The organism is Novosphingobium sp., from assembly GCF_965228995.1.
Taxonomy (GTDB): domain Bacteria; phylum Pseudomonadota; class Alphaproteobacteria; order Sphingomonadales; family Sphingomonadaceae; genus Novosphingobium.
This window is the reverse complement of the sequence record NZ_OZ245852.1, coordinates 1,869,379-1,887,246: the sequence shown is the minus strand read 5'-3', so window position 1 is coordinate 1,887,246 and position 17,868 is coordinate 1,869,379. Positions and strand designations below refer to the sequence as shown.

The window sequence follows — 17,868 nt, the reverse complement described above, 5'->3', positions numbered from 1 at the left end:
CGGATCGGTTCGGACGTCCCACCCGAGGGCGTTAGCGATGCCGAGCCGAACACGAAATGAACGGCAAAACCCCCCGCTCAGGCAATTCGGTCAACCACACTTCCCGTCGCATGAACAAGCCTTTATAGGGCTTGCTGGCGGCCGGTTGCTGTAAGGAGTTAAATGCATTGGTGGAAATACCCGCTTTGGACCCGATGCCCCTACACGTCATACTTGCCAACCCCCGCGGCTTTTGCGCGGGCGTCACTCGCGCGATCGATATCGTCGAACGTGCGATCGATCGCTTCGGCGCCCCGGTCTACGTCCGGCATGAGATCGTCCATAACCGCTTCGTGGTCGATCAACTGCGGGACAAGGGCGCAGTATTCGTTGACGAACTGTCCGACGTGCCAGCCGGTGCAACCACGATCCTGAGCGCGCACGGCGTTGCCAAGGCGGTTCAGAAGGAAGCCAAGGAGCGCAATCTGCCGGTGATCGACGCGACCTGCCCGCTGGTCACCAAGGTGCATATTCAGGGACGGCGCTATGCCAAGGCCGGGCGCCAGATCGTGCTCATCGGCCATGCCGGCCATGCCGAAGTGATCGGGACGATCGGCCAGATCGACGCGCCGGTGGTGCTCGTTTCGTCAGCAGACGAAGTGGCAGCGCTGCCGTTCGAGCCGGATACGCCGATTGCCTATGTCACGCAGACGACTCTTAGTGTCGACGATACGCGCGGCATCATCGCAGCGCTGCACGAGCGCTTCAGCGACGTTGCGGGCCCCGATGTCGACGATATCTGCTATGCCACGCAGAACCGCCAGACGGCGGTTCGCAAGCTGGCGGAAGTCAGCGACGTGCTTATCGTCGTCGGCTCGCGCAACAGTTCGAATTCGAACCGCTTGCGGGAAATCGGCGCCGAGATGGGTATTCGCAGCTATCTCGTCGATGGCGGAGACGATGTCGATCCGGCCTGGGTCGATGGCGTGGATACCGTCGGCATTACCGCAGGTGCTTCCGCCCCCGATGCCCTTGTCGAAAGCGTGATTGCCAAGCTTGGCCGCCTTCGCGACCTCACTGTTTCGCAATTGGAGGGGGTGAGCGAGAACGTCGAGTTCAGCCTGCCGCCGATCTTGCGCCGCCATGACACTGCCGTGCGCGCCGCGGCTGAATAGGATACTTCATGACACTTCCCATTTCCCAGCTCGCCCGGATCGGCGCCTACACCCTTCGCCAGCACATCAAGGGCGGCAAGTATCCGCTCGTCCTGATGCTCGAGCCGCTGCTGCGCTGCAATCTTGCCTGTCCCGGCTGCGGCAAGATCGACTACCCCGACGCCATTCTCAACCAGCGGCTGAGCTATGAGCAGTGCATGGAAGCAATCGACGAATGCGGCGCGCCGGCCGTTTCGATTGCGGGCGGCGAGCCTCTGCTTCACCGCGACATGCCGCGCATCGTCAAGGGCTACATCGAGCGCAAGAAGCTGGTGATCCTGTGCACCAACGCGCTGCTGCTCAAGAAGAAGATCAACGACTACGCGCCTTCGCCCTTCTTCACCTGGTCGATCCACCTCGATGGCGACAAGGCGATGCACGACCATGCCGTTGATCAGGACGGCACCTATGATGTGGCGATCGAGGCGATCGAGCTTGCCAAGGCGCGCGGTTTCCGCGTGCAGGTCAACTGCACCGTGTTCGACGGTGCCGATTCCGAGCGCCTCGCCACGTTCTTTGACGAGATGGAGAAGCGCGGCGTCGAGATCACCATTTCGCCGGGCTATGCCTATGAGCGCGCGGCGGACCAGCAGCACTTCCTCGGCCGTGAGCGCACCAAGCAGTTCTTCCGCGACGTGTTCAAGCGCGGCAAGGGCGGCAAGGCGTGGACTTTCACCAATTCACCGCTGTTCCTCGATTTCCTCGCCGGCAACCAGACCTACGAATGCACCCCGTGGTCGATGCCGCTGCGCACGGTCTTCGGCTGGCAGAAGCCGTGTTACCTGATCGGCGAAGGCTATGTATCGACCTTCAAGGAGCTGATGGAAGGCACCGATTGGGAGCAGTTCGGCGTCGGCAAGTACGAGAAGTGCTCGAACTGCATGACGCACTGCGGCTTTGAAGGCACCGCTGCTACCGATGCAATCCGCAATCCGCTCAAGCTGCTGAGCCTCAGCCGCAAGGGCGTGCGGACCGAAGGTCCGATGGCGCCGGACGTTGACCTCTCCAGGGCGCGGCCTGCCGAGGATGTCTATTCATCGCATCTCGAGCGTGAACTCGCCAAGATCGCGAAGGAAAATCCCACTGCGTCCAAGCGCGTCGTAAACGTCGCGTAAGGTCCGATGCGCTAGGCCCGCCTGGCGGCCGGTGCGGATCAGCGCCGGAAGCTGAGCGGGCCTGCGCGCCAGCGAGGCCAGCACTGCGCCTAGTGCGATCCCGCCGTCCGGCCGCATACCGACCAGCGCGGCGGGCGGCAGTGCATCGCTGGCGGTATCGGAAATGACGCGGATCGCCGCAAACGGAGCGCCATGACGCCGCGCAACGCGGGCCGCGATATGGCTTTCCATGTCCACCACGCCCGCGCCGGTGGCTTGCCGCAGCGCTGCCTTGCCCGCAATGTCGGCGGCAATGACGTCCTGACCGGTGACGGGCGCGCGAGTAGCTCCGGGCAAGGTGGCCATCAGGTGTTCGACGAGCGCCGCATCGCCATCGAGGACAATCGCGCCGCAAGGCAGCGCGGGATCCAGTCCTCCGGCAAGGCCGCTCGAGAAGACGAGCGCCGGGCCGGCTGAGAGCAGCGCATCAAGCTCGCGTTCAAGCCGAGCGGCATCGCCGCCACCCGCAAGCACCTCGATCGCCGGATAGCCGCGCCGGATCGCCGCCGCCTCGCTCCTGAGGCCGCAGACCGCAATCGTTCGCAGTCTCACATCCCGACCGCAACGCGGCGGTCGTTGGAACGCTTGAGGTTGCGGTAGCGCGCCATGGCCCAGAGAGGGAAGTACTTGGGGTAGCCGTGGTAGCGCAGGTAGAACACGCGCGGGAAGCCGCCGCCGGTGTAGTGCTCCTGCCCCCACAAGCCGTCCGCCTGCTGGTTTGCCGCGAGCCAGGCCACGCCGCGCTCCACTTCGGGGGCATCCGCCTCACCCGCCGCCATCAGGCCGAGCAGCGCCCATGCGGTCTGCGAGGCAGTCGAAGGAGCAGGCGTGTGGCCCTTGCGATCGAGCGCGTAGCTGTTGCAATCCTCGCCCCAGCCGCCGTCCGGGTTCTGAATCCGCTTGAGCCAGCTTACCGCATTGGCCACCGCCGGATCTTCGGGCGGCAGGCCCGCAGCATTGAGCGCGCAAAGCACCGACCATGTGCCGTAGATGTAGTTCACCCCCCACCGGCCGAACCAGCTGCCCTCGGGCTCCTGCTCGCGGCGCAGGTAGTCGATAGCGGCGGACATGCGCGGGCTGCCCTGCGGTTCGCCAAGCTGCGCCAGCATCGAAACACAGCGTGCGGAAACGTCTGCAGTCGGCGGATCGAGCAGCGCGCCGTGATCGGCGAAGGGCAGATTATTGAGATAGTCCGCGGTGTTATCGGCATCGAACGCGCCCCAGCCGCCGTTTTTCGATTGGAGCCCGACAGTCCATTCCACGCCGCGATCGATCGGCATCCGGTCTGCCACCTTCGCCCGGTCCATCGCCATGACGACGACCGCGGTATCATCGAGATCGGGGTAATGCGCGTTGTTGTACTGGAACGCCCAGCCGCCGGGCCGCACGCCGGGGCGCTGGTCGATCCAGTCGCCCTCGACATCGAGCACCTGCAAGGGCTTCAGCCAATCGAGCCCCGCCTGCGCCCGCGCCTGATTGTCCTCGCCGCCGGCCTCCATCATCGCGTGGGCGGCGAGCGCGGTGTCCCACACCGGCGAGACGCAGGGCTGGCAATAGGCTTCGTCCTCATGGACGACGAGGAGGTTCTCGACCGACTTGCGCGCAATCGCCCGCCACGGATGATCCTCGCCATAGCCGAGCAGGTCGAACATCATCACGCTGTTGGCCATCGCGGGATAGATCGCGCCCAGCCCGTCTTCGCCGTTGAGCCGCTCGGCCACCCAGTTGACGCAAGCATCGATGGCGCGCTTGCGCAGGCGCTTTGGCCAGAGGCCATCGCCGGCCTTGAGCACCCGGTCGAGCGCGTTGAAGCCCGTGGTCCACAGCCACTTGGGGTCCTCGGCCTGAGTCAGCCGGGCGGGTTTGCGGCCGGTGTAGAGCTCATCGACCTTGATGCCCTTGGGATTGCGCGCAGCAGGCTTCAGGGCGCAGAGCACGAGCAGCGGCACCACCACGGTGCGCGCCCAGTATGACATGCGCGAAAGGTGGATCGGGAACCAGCGCGGGAGCAGGATCAGCTCGGGCGGCATTGTCGGCACTTCGGACCACGGCCCGGCAGCGAAAAGCGCCAGCTGGATGCGCGTGAACACGTTCGTCGCCTCGGCCCCGCCGGCCTTCAGAATGGCCTCGCGCGCGCGCGCCATGTGCGGCGCATCGATGGGATCTCCGATCATCTTGAGCGCGAAGTAGGCCTTGACGCTCGCGCTGACGTCGAAGCCGCCATCGTGGAACAAGCTCCAGCCATCATGTTTCGCCGACTGGATGCGGCGCAAGTAGCGCCCGATCTTGGCTTCGAGTTCGCTGTCGACGGGCTCTGCCAGATAGTGGCGGAGCAGCACGTATTCGGCCGGGATGGTGCAATCGGCCTCGAGTTCAAAGACCCAGTGACCATCGGGGCGCTGCACCTGCTTCAAGGCCCCGGCAGCGCGGTCAACTGCGGCGTCGACGGCAGCAAGGTCCATCCGGGGAGTGGCTTCGAGGGTATCAAGCATGAGCGACCTTCTAGCGTCGTTCTGCGCCAATCGCCAAGCCCGCAGCCGTTTCGCCCGAACGCAGGGCGCCTTCGATGGTGGCGGGCAGCCCGGTCTGGACCCAGTCCCCGGCGAGCAGGAGGTTGCCCCAGCGCGTGTGCGCCTGTGGGCGCAGGGCGTCCTGCGCCGGGGTGGCGGCGAAAGTGGCGCGCTTCTCCTTGACGACCTGCCACGCCGGCATTTCCGCAGTGAAGCCGTAGGCGCGCTGGATCTCGTCCCAGAAGGTGCGGGCCAGCTCTTCGCGGTCGAGCCCGACAATGTCGTCGGCAGCGGAAACCGTGACGGAAATGCGGTCCGGAAAGGCGAACAGCCACTGTGCGCGCGCGCCGAGCAGCGCGAGCATGGGCGGGGCATCCGCTGGCGGCGGACAGGCGAAGTGCGCGTTGACGATGGAGTTGAAGGTATCGGGCGCGGTGATCTCGGGCAGCAGGCCTTTCGCGATCCACGGCGGCACCGCGAGCACGACCGTTTCGCCCGCCAGCTCCTGCCGATGATCACCCCAATCGAGCGCGGCGATGCGCTCGCCCTCGGTCTCGATTGCCCGCAGGCGCTTGCCGAACGTGACGGGGGCGCCACGGCCTGCCAGCCACTCCAGCGCTGGATCGATGAATGCAGCTGCCAGTGTCGGCTCGGCGATGCGCGGCAGGCTGGCCTTGCCGCCGCGCAGCAGCGTCTCACGCAGGACCGCCGCCGTCAGCGCGGCAGAACCTTCAGCGGGCGGGGTATTGAGCACAGCGAGCAAGACCGGCTCGAGCAGCCTGTCCCACACCGGCCCTTGCGCGCGAATGCGCTGGCCGACGGTCGCGCCCGGGGTCTTGGCGAGGAGCTTCACTAGCGGGAGGTAGTCCGCAAGGCGGCTGCCGGGAACGCGCCGACTGGTGGAGAGGACCCACCACGGCAGCGGCCCGTCATTGATCCCGATGGTCCAGCGCGCGCCGCTGGCGAGATCGGCGAAGGCGAAATCGGCATGATCCGGGCCGGACAGCGGTGTGTCGGCGCCCACTGTCTGGCGAAAGCGCGTAACCGCGTGGTTGCCCGCGAGGACGAGGTGATTGCCGTTGTCGATGGTGAGGCCAAGCTGGGCATCGTGGTAGGACCGGCACCGCCCGCCGGCTTGCGTGGCGGCCTCGGCAATTTCCACCGCGAAGCCAGCCTCGACAAGGCGGACGGCAGCCGACAGCCCGGCCAGACCCGCGCCGACGACAATCGCCTTACGCATGCTCAACCCGCCACCAGCAGCCACAAGACGGTGAGCAGCAATCCCAGCTTGTTCGAGCGCACCCGCTCGCGCGGCGGCGCCCAGCCAACTTGCTCCATGCGGCGGAGCATCCGGGCATAGGCGATTTCCATCAGCCGCGGGGCGATGAGATGCCCCTTGGGCTTGGGCGCGAGGATCAGGCCGGCCTGACGATAGTGTTCATGCGCGCGGGCGGCCATGTGCCGGGCCGCCTTGTCCATGCGCGGATCGGCGGCAATCGCCTGGGGCGTGGTTGGCTCGATACCGGCGAGCCGGAGCGCTTCGGCGGAAATGTAGACCCGCCCGATCTCGGCATCCTCGTCGATATCGCGCAGGATATTGGTCAGCTGCAGCGCCCGGCCGAGGTGATGGGCGAGCGCTACGCCGGGTTCGCGGTCCATCCCGAAGATATTCACCGACAGCCGCCCCACAGCCGAAGCGACATGGTCGCAATAGGCATCGAGTTCGGCTTCGCTGGGCCAGCGGATATCCTGCGCAACGTCCATCGCCATGCCGTCGATCACGGCCTCGAAGTCTGCACGTTCGAGCGCAAAGCGGTGCACATGGGCCGCAAGAAAGGCCGCGCGCCCCGGATCGCGCCCGGCATAGAGGGCATCGAGATCCACGCGCCAGGCATCGAGATCGGCCATGCGGGCGGGCCGCTCGCCGTGCTGGTCATCGGCAATATCATCGACGATGCGGCAGAAATCGTAGACCGCGTACATCGCCTCGCGCTCGTCCTTCGGGAGCACGCGCATACCGGCATAGAACGAGCTGCGGGTTGCCTGCGTCGGGACATTGGCCTTGCTCATGCCGCACGCCTCAGCAGCGCAGGCAGCGCCGCGCCGGTCGCGAGCCAGAGCGCTTCGACCTTGCCGTGGTGGACGTTCTCGCTGAGCGGATCGCGGCGTTCGAGCCGGTCGCAAAGACTTTCCGCAAGCCGCTGAATAACCGCCACTTCCGCACAGAGGCGGCGATCGCGGATCCGGCGCGAGAAACCCGCGGATTCGGCCAGCAGCTGCCGCGTGCGGCGGGCGAGTTCGGCAATGATCCGGCGCAGCTGCGCGCTGGCCTTGTCCGCACCGAGTTCTTCCACGTTCAGCCCTGTTTCGAGAGGGATGTAGACCCGGCCGAGCTGCCGGAAATCCTTGGCGCAATCTTGCAGGTGATTGATGATCTGCAAAGCGGCGCACAGGGCATCATTTCCATGCCACGTTTCGCGGCTCTCGCGATGGACGTCGAGCACGAAGCGGCCGACCGGCATCGCCGATACGCGGCAGTAATCGATCAGCTCGTCCCAGGTCTGATAGCGCTTCACCGTCACGTCGCGCGTGAAGGCTTCGAGCAGATCGTGCGCATGGACCAGGTCCATCCCGCGTTCCGCCATTGCATCGCGCAGTGCCATGGCCTCGGGCGCGCCCTCACCTGTCAGCCCGGCGCGCATCGCGGCGAGCAGAGCAAGCTTGTGCTCAGGCTCTGCTGTGGGGTGATCGGCGATATCATCGGACGCGCGGGCGAAGCGGTAGAAGGCCTTCACGAGCGCGCGGTGCTCGGCCTTGACGAGGAAGCTGGCGACCGGGAAATTCTCGTCGCGATCGCCTTTTCCCGAGGCTAAATCATTGGGATTCATCACAAACCTGCCGCTGCCTGGGCGCGACCCTTCCACATCCCACCGCGTCCTCGGAAATGTTGCCACGCCGATAGCATGGTGCAGCCTAGGTAAAAAGCCGCAATTCCGGGAAGCGCGATGCCCCACAGCGGGGAGCGCCGATAGAAGCTGAGCATGGGCTGGAAGGTGGTGGCCATGATCGCCCACGCGGCCAGCCCGAGCCAGCGCGCGAGGCCATTGGCAAAGAGTGCGAGCGCTGGCGGCGCAAGGTAGACAAGCGCCATGCCGAGCACGGTTCCGCCGAGCAGCACCGGCGAATAGCGCAGCTGCGCATAGGCCGAACGGGAGATCATCGCCGCCACCGGCGCAAAGCCGCGATAGGGCCGGATACTGCGCGAGCGCCGCGTGAGCCCGAGCCAGACGGGCCCCTGCTGCTTGAGCAATGCACCAAGCGTGCAATCATCAATCAGCGCACCGCGGATGGCCGCGATCCCGCCCACGCGCTCCAGCGCATCGCGCCGCACCAGCATGCAGCCGCCCGCCGCCGCGCCCATGCCGCCCGCGCGGTTTACCTGGCCGAAGGGGTAGAGCATCTGGAAGAAGAACACGAACGCGGGGACGAGCATGCGCTCGGGCGGCGTCTCGCAGTGCAGGAGCGCCATCAGCGACACGAGCGACAGCCCACCCGCCTCGCCGCGGGTGACCAGCATGCGCAGCGTATCTGGCGCGTGTTCGATGTCGGCGTCGGTCAGCCAGAGATAACGCGGCCCCTTCCCTGCCCGCGCCGCGCCTTGCGAGACAGCCCAGAGCTTGCCCGTCCAGCCGCGCGCCAAGGGCTCGCCGGTGAGAACTTCCAGCCGGCCAGAGCCCAGATTGCGGGCGATCGCGGCAGTGCCATCTGCGCTTTGGTCATCGACGAGGATGACGCGAAAGGGCCCCGGATAGTCCTGCGCAAGCAGGCTGCCGATCGACCGCGCGATGACGTCCGCCTCATCGCGCGCGGGGACGACCGCAACCACTTCAGGCCAGACGTCCGGCGCGGGCGGCATCGCGCGCGTATCGCGTTCGCGCGCCAGCCAGAACATGTCGCGCCCGAGCATCAACACGAGCCAGATCGCCAGCGAAAGCGCGCCCAGCGCGGCGGCGGTCATCGGATCATGCCCGCTTGCCGGAACCAGCTTATCGCATCGCGCACCGCGTCCCCCCACGGGCGGGCCTGATAGCCGAGCTCGCTCCGGGCCTTGTCCGACCGGAAGAACATGCGGTGGCGCGACATGCGCAGCGAATCAAGCGTGAGGAAGGGATCGGCCTTGCCGGTTGCGCGCGCCAGCGCCTCGTTGATCCACGCCAGCGGCATCAGCGGCGCGCGCGGCAGGCGGACCTGCGGCGGACGGCGCCCCACTTCGGCCGCGATGCAGACGAGGAGATCGCGCAGCATCACGTCCTCACCGCCGAGAATATAGCGTTCGCCCACCCGGCCCTGCTCGAGCGCGAGGCGGTGCCCCTGCGCAACATCATCGACATGGACGAGATTGAGGCCAGAATCGACATAGGCCGGCATGCGCCCGTTCGCCGCCTCGACAATGATCCGGCCCGTCGGCGTCGGCTTCACATCGCGCGGGCCGATGGGCGTTGAAGGCAGGACGATCACCGCCGGCAGGCCCTGTTCGGCGACCATCTGCTCGACAAGCCGCTCGGCGACGACCTTGCTGCGCTTGTAGGCGCCGACTGCTTCTTCGGCGCTGGCGGCCTGCCGCTCGTCGACCGCCCCGGCGTCGGACGGCTTCAGTGTGGCGACGCTGCTGGTGTAGACCACGCGCTCGACACCTGCGCCAAGCGCAGCGCGCATCACTGTACCGGTGCTGGCGAGGTTGTTGCGCACGATTTCTTCCGGGTCCGGCGCCCAGAGCCGGTAATCGGCGGCGACGTGGCAGACGAACCGGACGCCTTCCATCGCACGGGCGACACTGGCTGCGTCACGCGCGTCACCTTCGGCCAGTTCGCCCGGAAAATCGCCGAGATTGCCGCGCGGGCTGGTCGCACGGACGAGACCGCGCACGTGGTAGCCGGCACCCGCCAGCTGCCGTGCGACGGCCGAGCCGACGAAGCCCGACACCCCGGTCACGAGCGCGAGACCCCGTGATTCGTCCATCAGGACCTGTCATCCCCTGTCATTGAAACCATAGTGGCTTGATTGACCGGCCATGCCGCGGTGGCAAGGGGATTGCCATCCGGTTCGCCGGTTTTGTCCAAATGTTTTACGCGGCGCGCGAACTTCATTAGGACTTCGGGCGATGATTGCCGCTGCCCATATCGCCTCCGTAATCGGCTGGCTTATCCTGGCGCTGGCCGTGATCGGTACGCTCTATTGGGCCTATGCCACCTCTGTGCTCCGGCAGTTTCTGCGCCAGAGCGCGCCTGCCATCGCTCGCACCGAAGCGGTGACGCTGCTCAAGCCGCTCTATGGCGCCGAACCATGCCTTGCGGAAAACCTCGCCAGCTTCCTTCGCCAGACGCATGACGGACCACTGCAGATGGTCTGCGGGGTGCAGCGCGCGGACGACCCGGCGGCGGACACCGTCCGCGCACTGATGGCGCGTTTTCCGGCGGCGCGGATCGATCTCGTCATCGATCCGGCGCGCCGCGGTGCGAACGCCAAGATCGGCAATCTCATCAACATGATGGCCCGCGCCGAGCATGATATTCTGGTGCTCAGCGACAGCGACATGGCGGTGGAGCCCGGCTATCTCGCCGGGGTTCTGGCCGCGCTCGATGCGCCGGGCGTCGGGGCGGTTACCTGCCTCTATCGCGGGCGCGGCGATGCCGGGTTCTGGTCGCGGCTCGCCGCTGCCGGGCCGAGCTACCAGTTCCTTGTCGGGCTGGTGTTCGGCAAGACGATGGGGCTGGCCGAGCCCTGCATGGGCTCAACTATCGCACTGCGCCGCCCGGTGCTTGAGGCAATCGGCGGTTTCGAGGCCTTTGCCGACGTGCTTGCGGATGATCATGCAATCGGCGCGGCGGTGCGCGAACGCGGGCTCGGCATCGCCATTCCGCCGCTACTGCTGGCGCATGCCTCGGCAGAGACCAGCCTCGTGCAGGTGTGGCGGCAGGAACTGCGCTGGGCGGCGACGATCCGGGCGCTTGCCCCGGCCGGCTATGCCGGTTCGCTGATCGGCATGCCGCTGGCGCTGGCGATGCTGGGCGCCGTGTTTCATCCCTTGCCCGGCGCCTGCGTGATCGCGGCGGCCTTCCTTGTGCGGCTCTGGACAAAGCGGGTGGTTGACCGCCGCGCGGGGGCCGCTACCGCGCCCTGGTGGCTTTTGCCGCTGCGCGACGGACTGAGCTTCGCCGTGTTTGTGGCGAGCTATTTCGTTCGCGTTGTTGATTGGCGCGGAACAAGGCTTAGAATGGACGGCGACGGGCACCTCGTCAGCCCCGTGGAGAATATCAGCTCATGATGCGTACCCTTTTCCTCCAGGCACCGTCGTTCGACGGCTATGACGGCGGCGCGGGTGCACGCTATCAGATGAAGCGCGAGGTCAAATCCTTCTGGTACCCCACCTGGATCGCCCAGCCGGCGGCAATGGTCGAGGGATCGAAGCTGATCGACGCACCCGCGCATGACTTGTCGTGGGAGGATATCGCGCACGAGTTCGACGAGCGTGATCTTGTCATCCTGCACACCTCTACGCCGAGCTTCAATCAGGACATCCGTACCGCCGCGCTGATCAAGGGGCGCAACCCGAAGATCGTGATCGGCTTTGTCGGAGCAAAGGTCGCGGTCGAGCCGGACAAGAGCCTGGCCGCCTCGCCCCACATCGATTTCGTGGCGCGCGAGGAATACGATTTCACCATCGTGGAAATCGCCGAGGGGCGCCCCTTGCGCGAAGTGGACGGCATCACCTGGCGCGACGCCGATGGCAGCTTCGTGCGCAACAAGGACCGCGCGCAGATCGAGGACATGGACGTGCTGCCGATGGTATCGCCCATCTACAAGCGCGATCTTGATCTCAAGAAGTATTACGGCGGCTATCAGCGCCACCCCTATATCTCGTTCTACACCGGGCGCGGGTGCAAAAGCCGCTGCACGTTCTGCCTCTGGCCGCAAACCATTTCCGGCCACCGCTATCGGCACCGCACAGTGCCCAAGGTGATCGAGGAAGTGCAGTACATCCTGCGCGAGATGCCCGAGGTGAAGGAGATCTTCTTCGACGACGATACGCTGGCCGATGCGCACGATTTCGTTGTCGAGCTTTCGGGCGAGCTGGCCAAGCTCGGTTTCGGCAAGCCCGGCTTTCCCGTTACCTGGGGCTGCAATGCCAAGGCGAACGTGCCTTATGACGTGCTCAAGGCAATGAAGGCGGGCGGCTGCCGCGTGCTGCTGGTGGGCTATGAAAGCGGCAATCAGCAGATCCTGCACAACATCAAGAAGGGCCTGCTCGTCAAAGTGGCGCGCCAGTTCACCAAGGATGCGCATGCGCTGGGCCTGACCATCCACGGCACTTTCATCCTCGGCCTGCCCGGCGAAACGCTGGAAACCATCGAGGAGACGATCCGTTTTGCGATCGAGCTCAACCCGCACACCATCCAGGTCTCGCTCGCCGCACCTTATCCCGGCACGTTCCTCTACAAGCAGGCGACCGAAAACGGCTGGTTCGACGGCAGCGATCACTTGCTGACGGACGGCGGCAACCAGATCGCCCAGCTGAGCTATCCGCACCTGTCCTCGAAGGTCATCTTCGACAAGGTGGAAGAGTTCTACAAGCGCTTCTACTTCCGCCCCCGCAAGATCGGCGCCATCGTTGGCGAGATGGTGCGCGACTGGGACATGCTGAAGCGCCGCCTGCGCGAGGGTGTCGAGTTCTTCGAATTCCTGCGCAAGCGCAAGGAAGCTGCCTGATCCTTGGCTAGCGAGGAGCCCCGGCGGCTCATTGTCACGGCGGACGACTTCGGCGCTTCTCCTGAAGTCAACGCCGCAGTCGAGGAAGCGCATCGCGGCGGCATCCTGACCGCGGCAAGCCTGATGGTCGGCGGCGACGCGGTGAGCGATGCGATTGAGCGCGCACGCCGCCTGCCACGGCTTGGCGTCGGGCTCCACCTTGTGCTGGTCGAAGGGCGACCGGTGCTGCCGCCCGAGCGGATTCCGTCGCTGGTGGACGGCGCCGGCCTGTTCCGTTCGGACATGGTGCGCATGGCTTTCGAGCTGTTCGCATCGCCCCCGGCGCGGCGACAACTTGCGGCCGAGATCGACGCGCAGTTCGCGGCCTTTGCGGCGACGGGGCTGCGGCTCGATCACGTCAACGCGCACAAGCATTTCCACCTGCACCCGACGATCACCTCGGCCATCCTGCGCGCCGGAAAGCGCCATGGCATGACCGCGATGCGAGCGCCGATCGAACCGCCGGGCGTCATCGCGGCAATCGAAGGCACACGCCCGCACGCCGGGATCGAACATGTCTGGGCGAAAGTCCTGCGCCGCCGCCTCCGAGGGGCTGGCCTGACGGTGCCGGATCAGGTTTTCGGTCTCGCGTGGTCGGGCGCGCTGACGGCGCCGCGGCTGCTGGCGCTGCTGGACAATCTCCCGCCCGGGCTGACCGAAATCTACGCGCATCCGGCGCTGGCTCCCTATCCGGGCAGTGCGCCGGGCTACCGCTACGCCGAGGAACTGGCTGCGCTGACCGATCCTCTTGCCAAAGCGGCGGTCAAACGTAATGGCGTGCCAACCGGGCGTTTTGCCGATTTTGGCGGGGCGCGGCCCTGACCATGGCGCGCACCCCGAACGACCATGATGCGGGAGGACGCGCCTGAGCACCTGGAGCCGCATCGGCATCCTTGCCGCCACATTGCTGGGGCTTGCCATCGCCGTCTGGACCGTTGGCGACGTTGGCCTCGCGCAAATCGCGCAGACCGCACGGCGCATGGGTCCGGGCGGTTTCGCGGCCGTTTGCGCGTGGTCGCTGTTCACCTCGGCGCTGCTAGGGGGAGCATGGCATTCCGCGGCTCCGGGCGAGCCGGCCCGGCGCGTGGTGCTGTTTGCCTGGGCACGGCTCGTGCGGGACGGGGCCTCCAACCTGCTCCCATTTTCGGAGCTTGGTGCGATACTCATAGGCTGGCGAACGCTGATCGGGGCAGCGGTCCCGGCCGCGCGAGTCTACAGCTCGTTCGTCGTCGATCTGACGACCGAGATGGCCAGTCAGGTCGTCTACACGCTGTTCAGCCTGATCGCGATTGCGCCGCTCCTCGCAGGCGCCGGAGCGGCGGAATTGCGCCCCGCGATCATCGGCGGCACCGCGGTGATGATTGGCTTCATCGTGCTGTTCTTCACCATGCAGCGTACGGTGCTGGCGCTGGCGGCGCGGATCGCGGCCCGCTTCCTGCCCGGAGCGACCGTGCTGGCCGAAGTACAGGCCGAGCTTTCCCGCACCTACGCCATGCGCGGCCACGTGCTCGCCGCGTTCGTGTTCAATCTTGCGGCATGGACAGCCACCGGCACCGGCTCGTGGTTCATGCTCGAGCTGATGGGCAGCGATATCGCGCTGTGGAAAGTGCTCTCGCTGGAGGGCCTGATCTTCACCTTGCGCAGTATCGCCTTCTTCGTCCCCGGCGCGATCGGGGTGCAGGAGGCCGGCTACCTGTTCGTTGCACCGCTGTTCGGTCTTGCGCCGGAAGCCGCGCTGGCGCTCTCGCTGGGCAAGCGTGCGCGCGACATGCTGATCGGCGCGGCCGCCCTGCTGATCTGGCAGATACGCGAATCGAGAGCGCTGATCGTGCAATAGGCCTCAATCATGCTCTGGCCCGGCAAAGCCCGGAAGGTGCGAGGCGGCGGGGGATCGCGCCAGAACGAGCGCCTTGGCAAAGGCCTTGGCGAACTTGTCCTTCACCTGATGCAGCGCGATCCGATCGCGCAGGAAGTCTGCCCAAAGAAACTCGGTGTAGGGGGTCTGCGTCTTGGCATAGCCGCCCGAGCGCCGCACTTCGCCCGCGAGCGAGCGGTAGGGATCATCAGCCAGCTTGCCGACATGGCGCGGCAGGTCCGACCAATCGCATCGCTTGCCATCCTCGTCATAGGGGTGGAGCCAGTTGTGGCAGTCCATGAAGCTGAAGAAGCGCCGCTTGGGCAAGTGTTCCAGCCGGGCGACGACCGAGACGAGGACATGCTCGATCCCTTCATCGTGCAGCGCGCGGGCGAGATGGTGGTGGTCGATCAGCCAGTAGACGCCGCCGGGACCGATCACCGCCGGGATGACATGCGAGCCGAGAAACTCCCCGCCGTCGCGGTCGCGCCGCGTGCGCCATTCCGCGCGCTTGCGCTCCACTTCGTGCAGACCGACGGTCATCTGCGTCGGACGCAGCGAACGGATCGGCACGGGATGGACAATCGGCTCGATCGGATTGGTCATGGCCATGGCTAATCTCCTGTGGTGGCGCGCTGGGCGGCATCGGCAACGCTGAAGGTGGAATCGCGGGCAAGCTCGGTCATGCCGGCCGCCTGCAGGACATCGCGCACGCGGTCATGCGCGCGGGCGAGGATCAGGCGCTTGCCGGCCTTGCGCAACTGCTCCGCAAATTCGCCCAGCGCCTCGATTGCCGTGCCGTCGAGATCGTTGCTTTCCTCCAGACTGAGGATCACCGTGGCGGCCGGGCGCGCCATCGCCTCACGCGCGATCACCGCCAGCGCGGTTTCGGCATTCGCGAACATCAGCGGGGCGTTGGGGCGGAACAAGGCAAGCTCGCCGGTTGCCGAAGCGTCAGGGTGGCGCGCCATGTCGACATAATCGTGACTCTCGCCGAGCCGCCCAAGTTCGCTGATCGTGGGATGCGACAAGGCATAGAGCAAGGCCGCGATGGAAAGCCCAATGGCGCCCAGCATCCCGCCAAGCACGCCCAGCGACAACACACCGAGCGCAGCGGCGACGGCGACCCACTGGTCGCGGTTCAGCCGGAAATAACGCGCCAGCGGTGCCGGTGAGAGCGCATGCGTCAGCGCCGCGATGACCACGGCGGCAAGCACGGGCTCCGGGATCTGCGAGATCCATCGGCCGCCAAGCAGCGCGAGCATCAGCAGCGCCGCGCTGGCTGCCGCGGCGGCAAGGCGGCTCTGCGCCCCGGCCGCCTCGTTCGCCGTACCGGCCGAAAAGCCCGCACCCACCGGCATCCCCTGCACGAGCGCGGCAGCGAGATTGCTTGCCCCCAGCGCGCCCAGTTCGCGATTTGCCGCCAGCGTATCGCCATGCTGCAGGGCGAGGCTGCGCATCGTACCCCAGCTTTCCGCAAACAGGATAAGCGCGATCGGTGCGGCGAGCTGGACCAGCCGGCTCCACAGCGCGAAGCTCTCCGGGAAGGTGGCGGCGGTCCATTCGAGGCGGATCGGCCCCGCCACCGCCACCCCGCGTGCGGGCAGATCGAGCAGGATGCTGAACGCCGTCCCGCTGCTCAGGACAATCAGGGCGCCCGGCAAGTGCGGATGGCGCCGGAGCCACAGCAGCGCGGCAAGCGCAGTCCCTCCCAGCAGGGTGCTGGCAAGGTTCCACGCGCCTGCCTGCCGCACCAGTTCGGCAAACTGCCAGGCAATCGGCGCGGCCTGCACGGCAACTCCTGTCAACTTCGGCAGCTGCCGCACGATGATGACAACCGCGAGCCCGAACGCGAAGCCGCGCAGCACGGGCCGCGAAATGAACCCCGCAAGGCTTCCCAGCTGGAAGAGATGCAAGATCAGGAAAATGAGGCCGACGATCGCCACCAGCGCAGTCGCCATGCCCGCGTGTTCGGCAGCGCCGCCGGGCAATCCCGCCAGTGCTGCTGCCAGGATCGCTGCGGAGGAAGATGTCGGCGCGATCACGGCGAACCGGCTCCGCCCGACCAGGGCATAGGCGAGACCCGCCGCAATCGCCGCCAGCAGCGCCCGGCCCGGCGCAAGGCCCGCGATGCCGGCATAGGCAACGCCCTCAGGCAACATGACGCCGGCGACAGCCAATCCCGCGATCAGATCCTTGCCCCCAGTCTTGATCATGTAGTCCTGCTCATGGCGCGTGCGCTGTTTCCCGTCTGTGACCTTTCGCGGAGTTTGCGCGCTGAAGCGCAGGATTCAAACAGAAATGCGCGCCGCGGCTGCGGCAGGAAACATGGTCTGCGCAGGCGGCTCAACTATCGCCGCTGCAACCAGCTTTCGCGCTCGGCCGCAGCTTCTTCGTCCGAGTAGACCGGGGCGTTATCGTCGAAGTGCGTCCAGCCCGCGCTGCGATAGGCCTCGCGGCGGGCGCCCAGTTCCACGTGCCGCGACCGGTCCAGCACCGCCTCGACCGATGCCGCTTCGTCTTCATCGACGGTTACGCCCACCAGCGTTCCGCCGCGCCGCACGCCCTCGGCATAGACGTCCGCTTCCTCCTGACTGACCCCGGAATTGGTAAGCGCGCCGACGATCCCGCCTGTCCCGCCGCCGACCACGCCCCCGGCTACCGCGCCGACAGCAGCGGCTGCCAGCCATCCGGCTGCCACGACAGGACCAAGGCCAGGAATGGCGATGAGGCCAAGCCCGGCCATGACACCTCCGCCCGCACCGAGCAGGCCGCCCAGCGCCGCGCCGACCGCCATGCCGGAGCCGGACGCTTCGGTGGCGGTCGTATCCTGCGGTTCGCGCACTGCGGCAGGGGCGCCCGAGATGCCGGAATGATGCGATACAAGGCTGATGTCGCTTTGGGCCACGCCCGCGCGCTCAAGTTCGAGCACCGCATCTTCGGCCCGCTCGAAGCTGTCGTAGAGACGCGTTACAATCTTTCCCATGTCATTGTCCTTGTGTGGAGCGCCTAGTGTTCCGCCACGTTGCCCTTGAAATCGAGGGCCACGTGGACGGCCACGTCGTTCATGGTCGCATCAGCCAGCCAGAGCCCGTCGCCATCAAGCCTGAGGCGCGTGACCTTGCGGTAGCCGGCCTTTTCGAGCCTGTCTTGGGCCTGGCTCGCGGTGAACGAGTTGTGGCCCTTGGCGAGATCACCCCATGTGATCGTATCGGGCGATTTGACCGCCGCGTTCTGCGCCGCGCTTTCGCTGGCGATGGGCCGCTCCTGCGCCAGTGCCGGGGCTGCCGTGGGCAAGCCCAGCACAATGGCGGCAGTGGTCCAGATCAAACCGTTGAACTTCATGGCAA

Annotated in this window: 17 protein-coding genes; 6 read left to right on the top strand and 11 right to left on the bottom strand. The window is 66.5% G+C overall.

Features of this window, described 5'->3' with window-relative positions:
• Positions 1-194 precede the first annotated feature (194 nt).
• Positions 195-1,154, top strand: coding sequence for a 4-hydroxy-3-methylbut-2-enyl diphosphate reductase (ispH, locus tag ACO056_RS08925; RefSeq protein WP_421855415.1), 960 nt, complete (start codon positions 195-197; stop codon positions 1,152-1,154).
• Between the two features lie 8 nt (positions 1,155-1,162).
• Complete coding sequence (gene hpnH, locus ACO056_RS08920) at positions 1,163-2,308, top strand: adenosyl-hopene transferase HpnH (RefSeq protein ID WP_421854840.1); 1,146 nt, start codon at positions 1,163-1,165, stop codon at positions 2,306-2,308.
• Here the strand turns inward: hpnH and ACO056_RS08915 are convergent.
• From ACO056_RS08915 to hpnA, 7 genes are read right to left on the bottom strand one after another with little or no spacing between them, the layout of a single operon-like run.
• On the bottom strand, positions 2,228-2,899 hold the full coding sequence (locus ACO056_RS08915) for a phosphorylase (protein ID WP_421854838.1): 672 nt from the start codon (positions 2,897-2,899) through the stop codon (positions 2,228-2,230). The genes hpnH and ACO056_RS08915 overlap by 81 nt on opposite strands.
• Positions 2,896-4,839 (bottom strand): squalene--hopene cyclase, encoded by a 1,944-nt coding sequence (gene shc, locus ACO056_RS08910; protein ID WP_421854835.1) that lies wholly within the window; start codon positions 4,837-4,839, stop codon positions 2,896-2,898. Before shc ends, ACO056_RS08915 begins: the two co-directional genes overlap by 4 nt.
• A gap of 10 nt (positions 4,840-4,849) precedes the next feature.
• Positions 4,850-6,097, bottom strand: a complete 1,248-nt coding sequence (hpnE, locus tag ACO056_RS08905; RefSeq protein ID WP_421854832.1) for a hydroxysqualene dehydroxylase HpnE — start codon at positions 6,095-6,097, stop codon at positions 4,850-4,852.
• Between the two features lie 2 nt (positions 6,098-6,099).
• On the bottom strand, positions 6,100-6,927 hold the full coding sequence (gene hpnD, locus ACO056_RS08900) for a presqualene diphosphate synthase HpnD (RefSeq protein WP_421854829.1): 828 nt from the start codon (positions 6,925-6,927) through the stop codon (positions 6,100-6,102).
• Complete coding sequence (gene hpnC / locus ACO056_RS08895) at positions 6,924-7,745, bottom strand: squalene synthase HpnC (RefSeq protein WP_421854826.1); 822 nt, start codon at positions 7,743-7,745, stop codon at positions 6,924-6,926. Before hpnC ends, hpnD begins: the two co-directional genes overlap by 4 nt.
• Entirely contained in the window at positions 7,745-8,875 is a 1,131-nt protein-coding gene (locus ACO056_RS08890; RefSeq protein ID WP_421854823.1) for a glycosyltransferase, read from the bottom strand. The genes hpnC and ACO056_RS08890 overlap by 1 nt, the downstream gene beginning before the upstream one ends.
• Complete coding sequence (gene hpnA / locus ACO056_RS08885; RefSeq protein ID WP_421854820.1) at positions 8,872-9,876, bottom strand: hopanoid-associated sugar epimerase; 1,005 nt, start codon at positions 9,874-9,876, stop codon at positions 8,872-8,874. Before hpnA ends, ACO056_RS08890 begins: the two co-directional genes overlap by 4 nt.
• A 142-nt stretch (positions 9,877-10,018) precedes the next feature.
• Between hpnA and hpnI the strand changes: the two genes are divergently transcribed.
• From hpnI to ACO056_RS08865, 4 genes are read left to right on the top strand one after another with little or no spacing between them, the layout of a single operon-like run.
• The gene (gene hpnI, locus ACO056_RS08880) at positions 10,019-11,182 is read left to right on the top strand and encodes a bacteriohopanetetrol glucosamine biosynthesis glycosyltransferase HpnI (protein ID WP_421854817.1); all 1,164 of its coding nucleotides are present in this window, start codon (positions 10,019-10,021) and stop codon (positions 11,180-11,182) included.
• Positions 11,179-12,624 carry a hopanoid biosynthesis associated radical SAM protein HpnJ gene (gene hpnJ / locus ACO056_RS08875; protein ID WP_421854814.1) on the top strand — a complete coding sequence of 482 codons (1,446 nt, stop codon included), beginning with the start codon at positions 11,179-11,181 and terminating at the stop codon, positions 12,622-12,624. Before hpnI ends, hpnJ begins: the two co-directional genes overlap by 4 nt.
• A gap of 3 nt (positions 12,625-12,627) precedes the next feature.
• Positions 12,628-13,485 carry a hopanoid biosynthesis-associated protein HpnK gene (hpnK, locus tag ACO056_RS08870; protein ID WP_421854811.1) on the top strand — a complete coding sequence of 286 codons (858 nt, stop codon included), beginning with the start codon at positions 12,628-12,630 and terminating at the stop codon, positions 13,483-13,485.
• A gap of 43 nt (positions 13,486-13,528) precedes the next feature.
• Positions 13,529-14,500, top strand: coding sequence for a lysylphosphatidylglycerol synthase domain-containing protein (locus ACO056_RS08865; RefSeq protein WP_421855412.1), 972 nt, complete (start codon positions 13,529-13,531; stop codon positions 14,498-14,500).
• Positions 14,501-14,503: 3 nt separating this feature from the next.
• On the opposite strand, the gene ACO056_RS08860 is transcribed toward ACO056_RS08865, so the two are convergent.
• The 4 genes from ACO056_RS08860 to ACO056_RS08845 form a co-directional block, all read right to left on the bottom strand.
• Positions 14,504-15,130 carry a ParB-like protein gene (locus ACO056_RS08860; protein WP_421854808.1) on the bottom strand — a complete coding sequence of 209 codons (627 nt, stop codon included), beginning with the start codon at positions 15,128-15,130 and terminating at the stop codon, positions 14,504-14,506.
• A 2-nt stretch (positions 15,131-15,132) separates the two neighbouring features.
• The gene (locus tag ACO056_RS08855) at positions 15,133-16,734 is read right to left on the bottom strand and encodes a SulP family inorganic anion transporter (protein ID WP_421854805.1); all 1,602 of its coding nucleotides are present in this window, start codon (positions 16,732-16,734) and stop codon (positions 15,133-15,135) included.
• A gap of 134 nt (positions 16,735-16,868) precedes the next feature.
• Positions 16,869-17,504, bottom strand: coding sequence for a hypothetical protein (locus ACO056_RS08850; protein ID WP_421854802.1), 636 nt, complete (start codon positions 17,502-17,504; stop codon positions 16,869-16,871).
• Positions 17,505-17,527: 23 nt separating this feature from the next.
• A complete protein-coding gene (locus ACO056_RS08845) occupies positions 17,528-17,863 on the bottom strand; it encodes a hypothetical protein (protein WP_421854799.1) in 336 nt (111 codons plus the stop codon).
• Between the last annotated feature and the right edge of the window lie 5 nt (positions 17,864-17,868).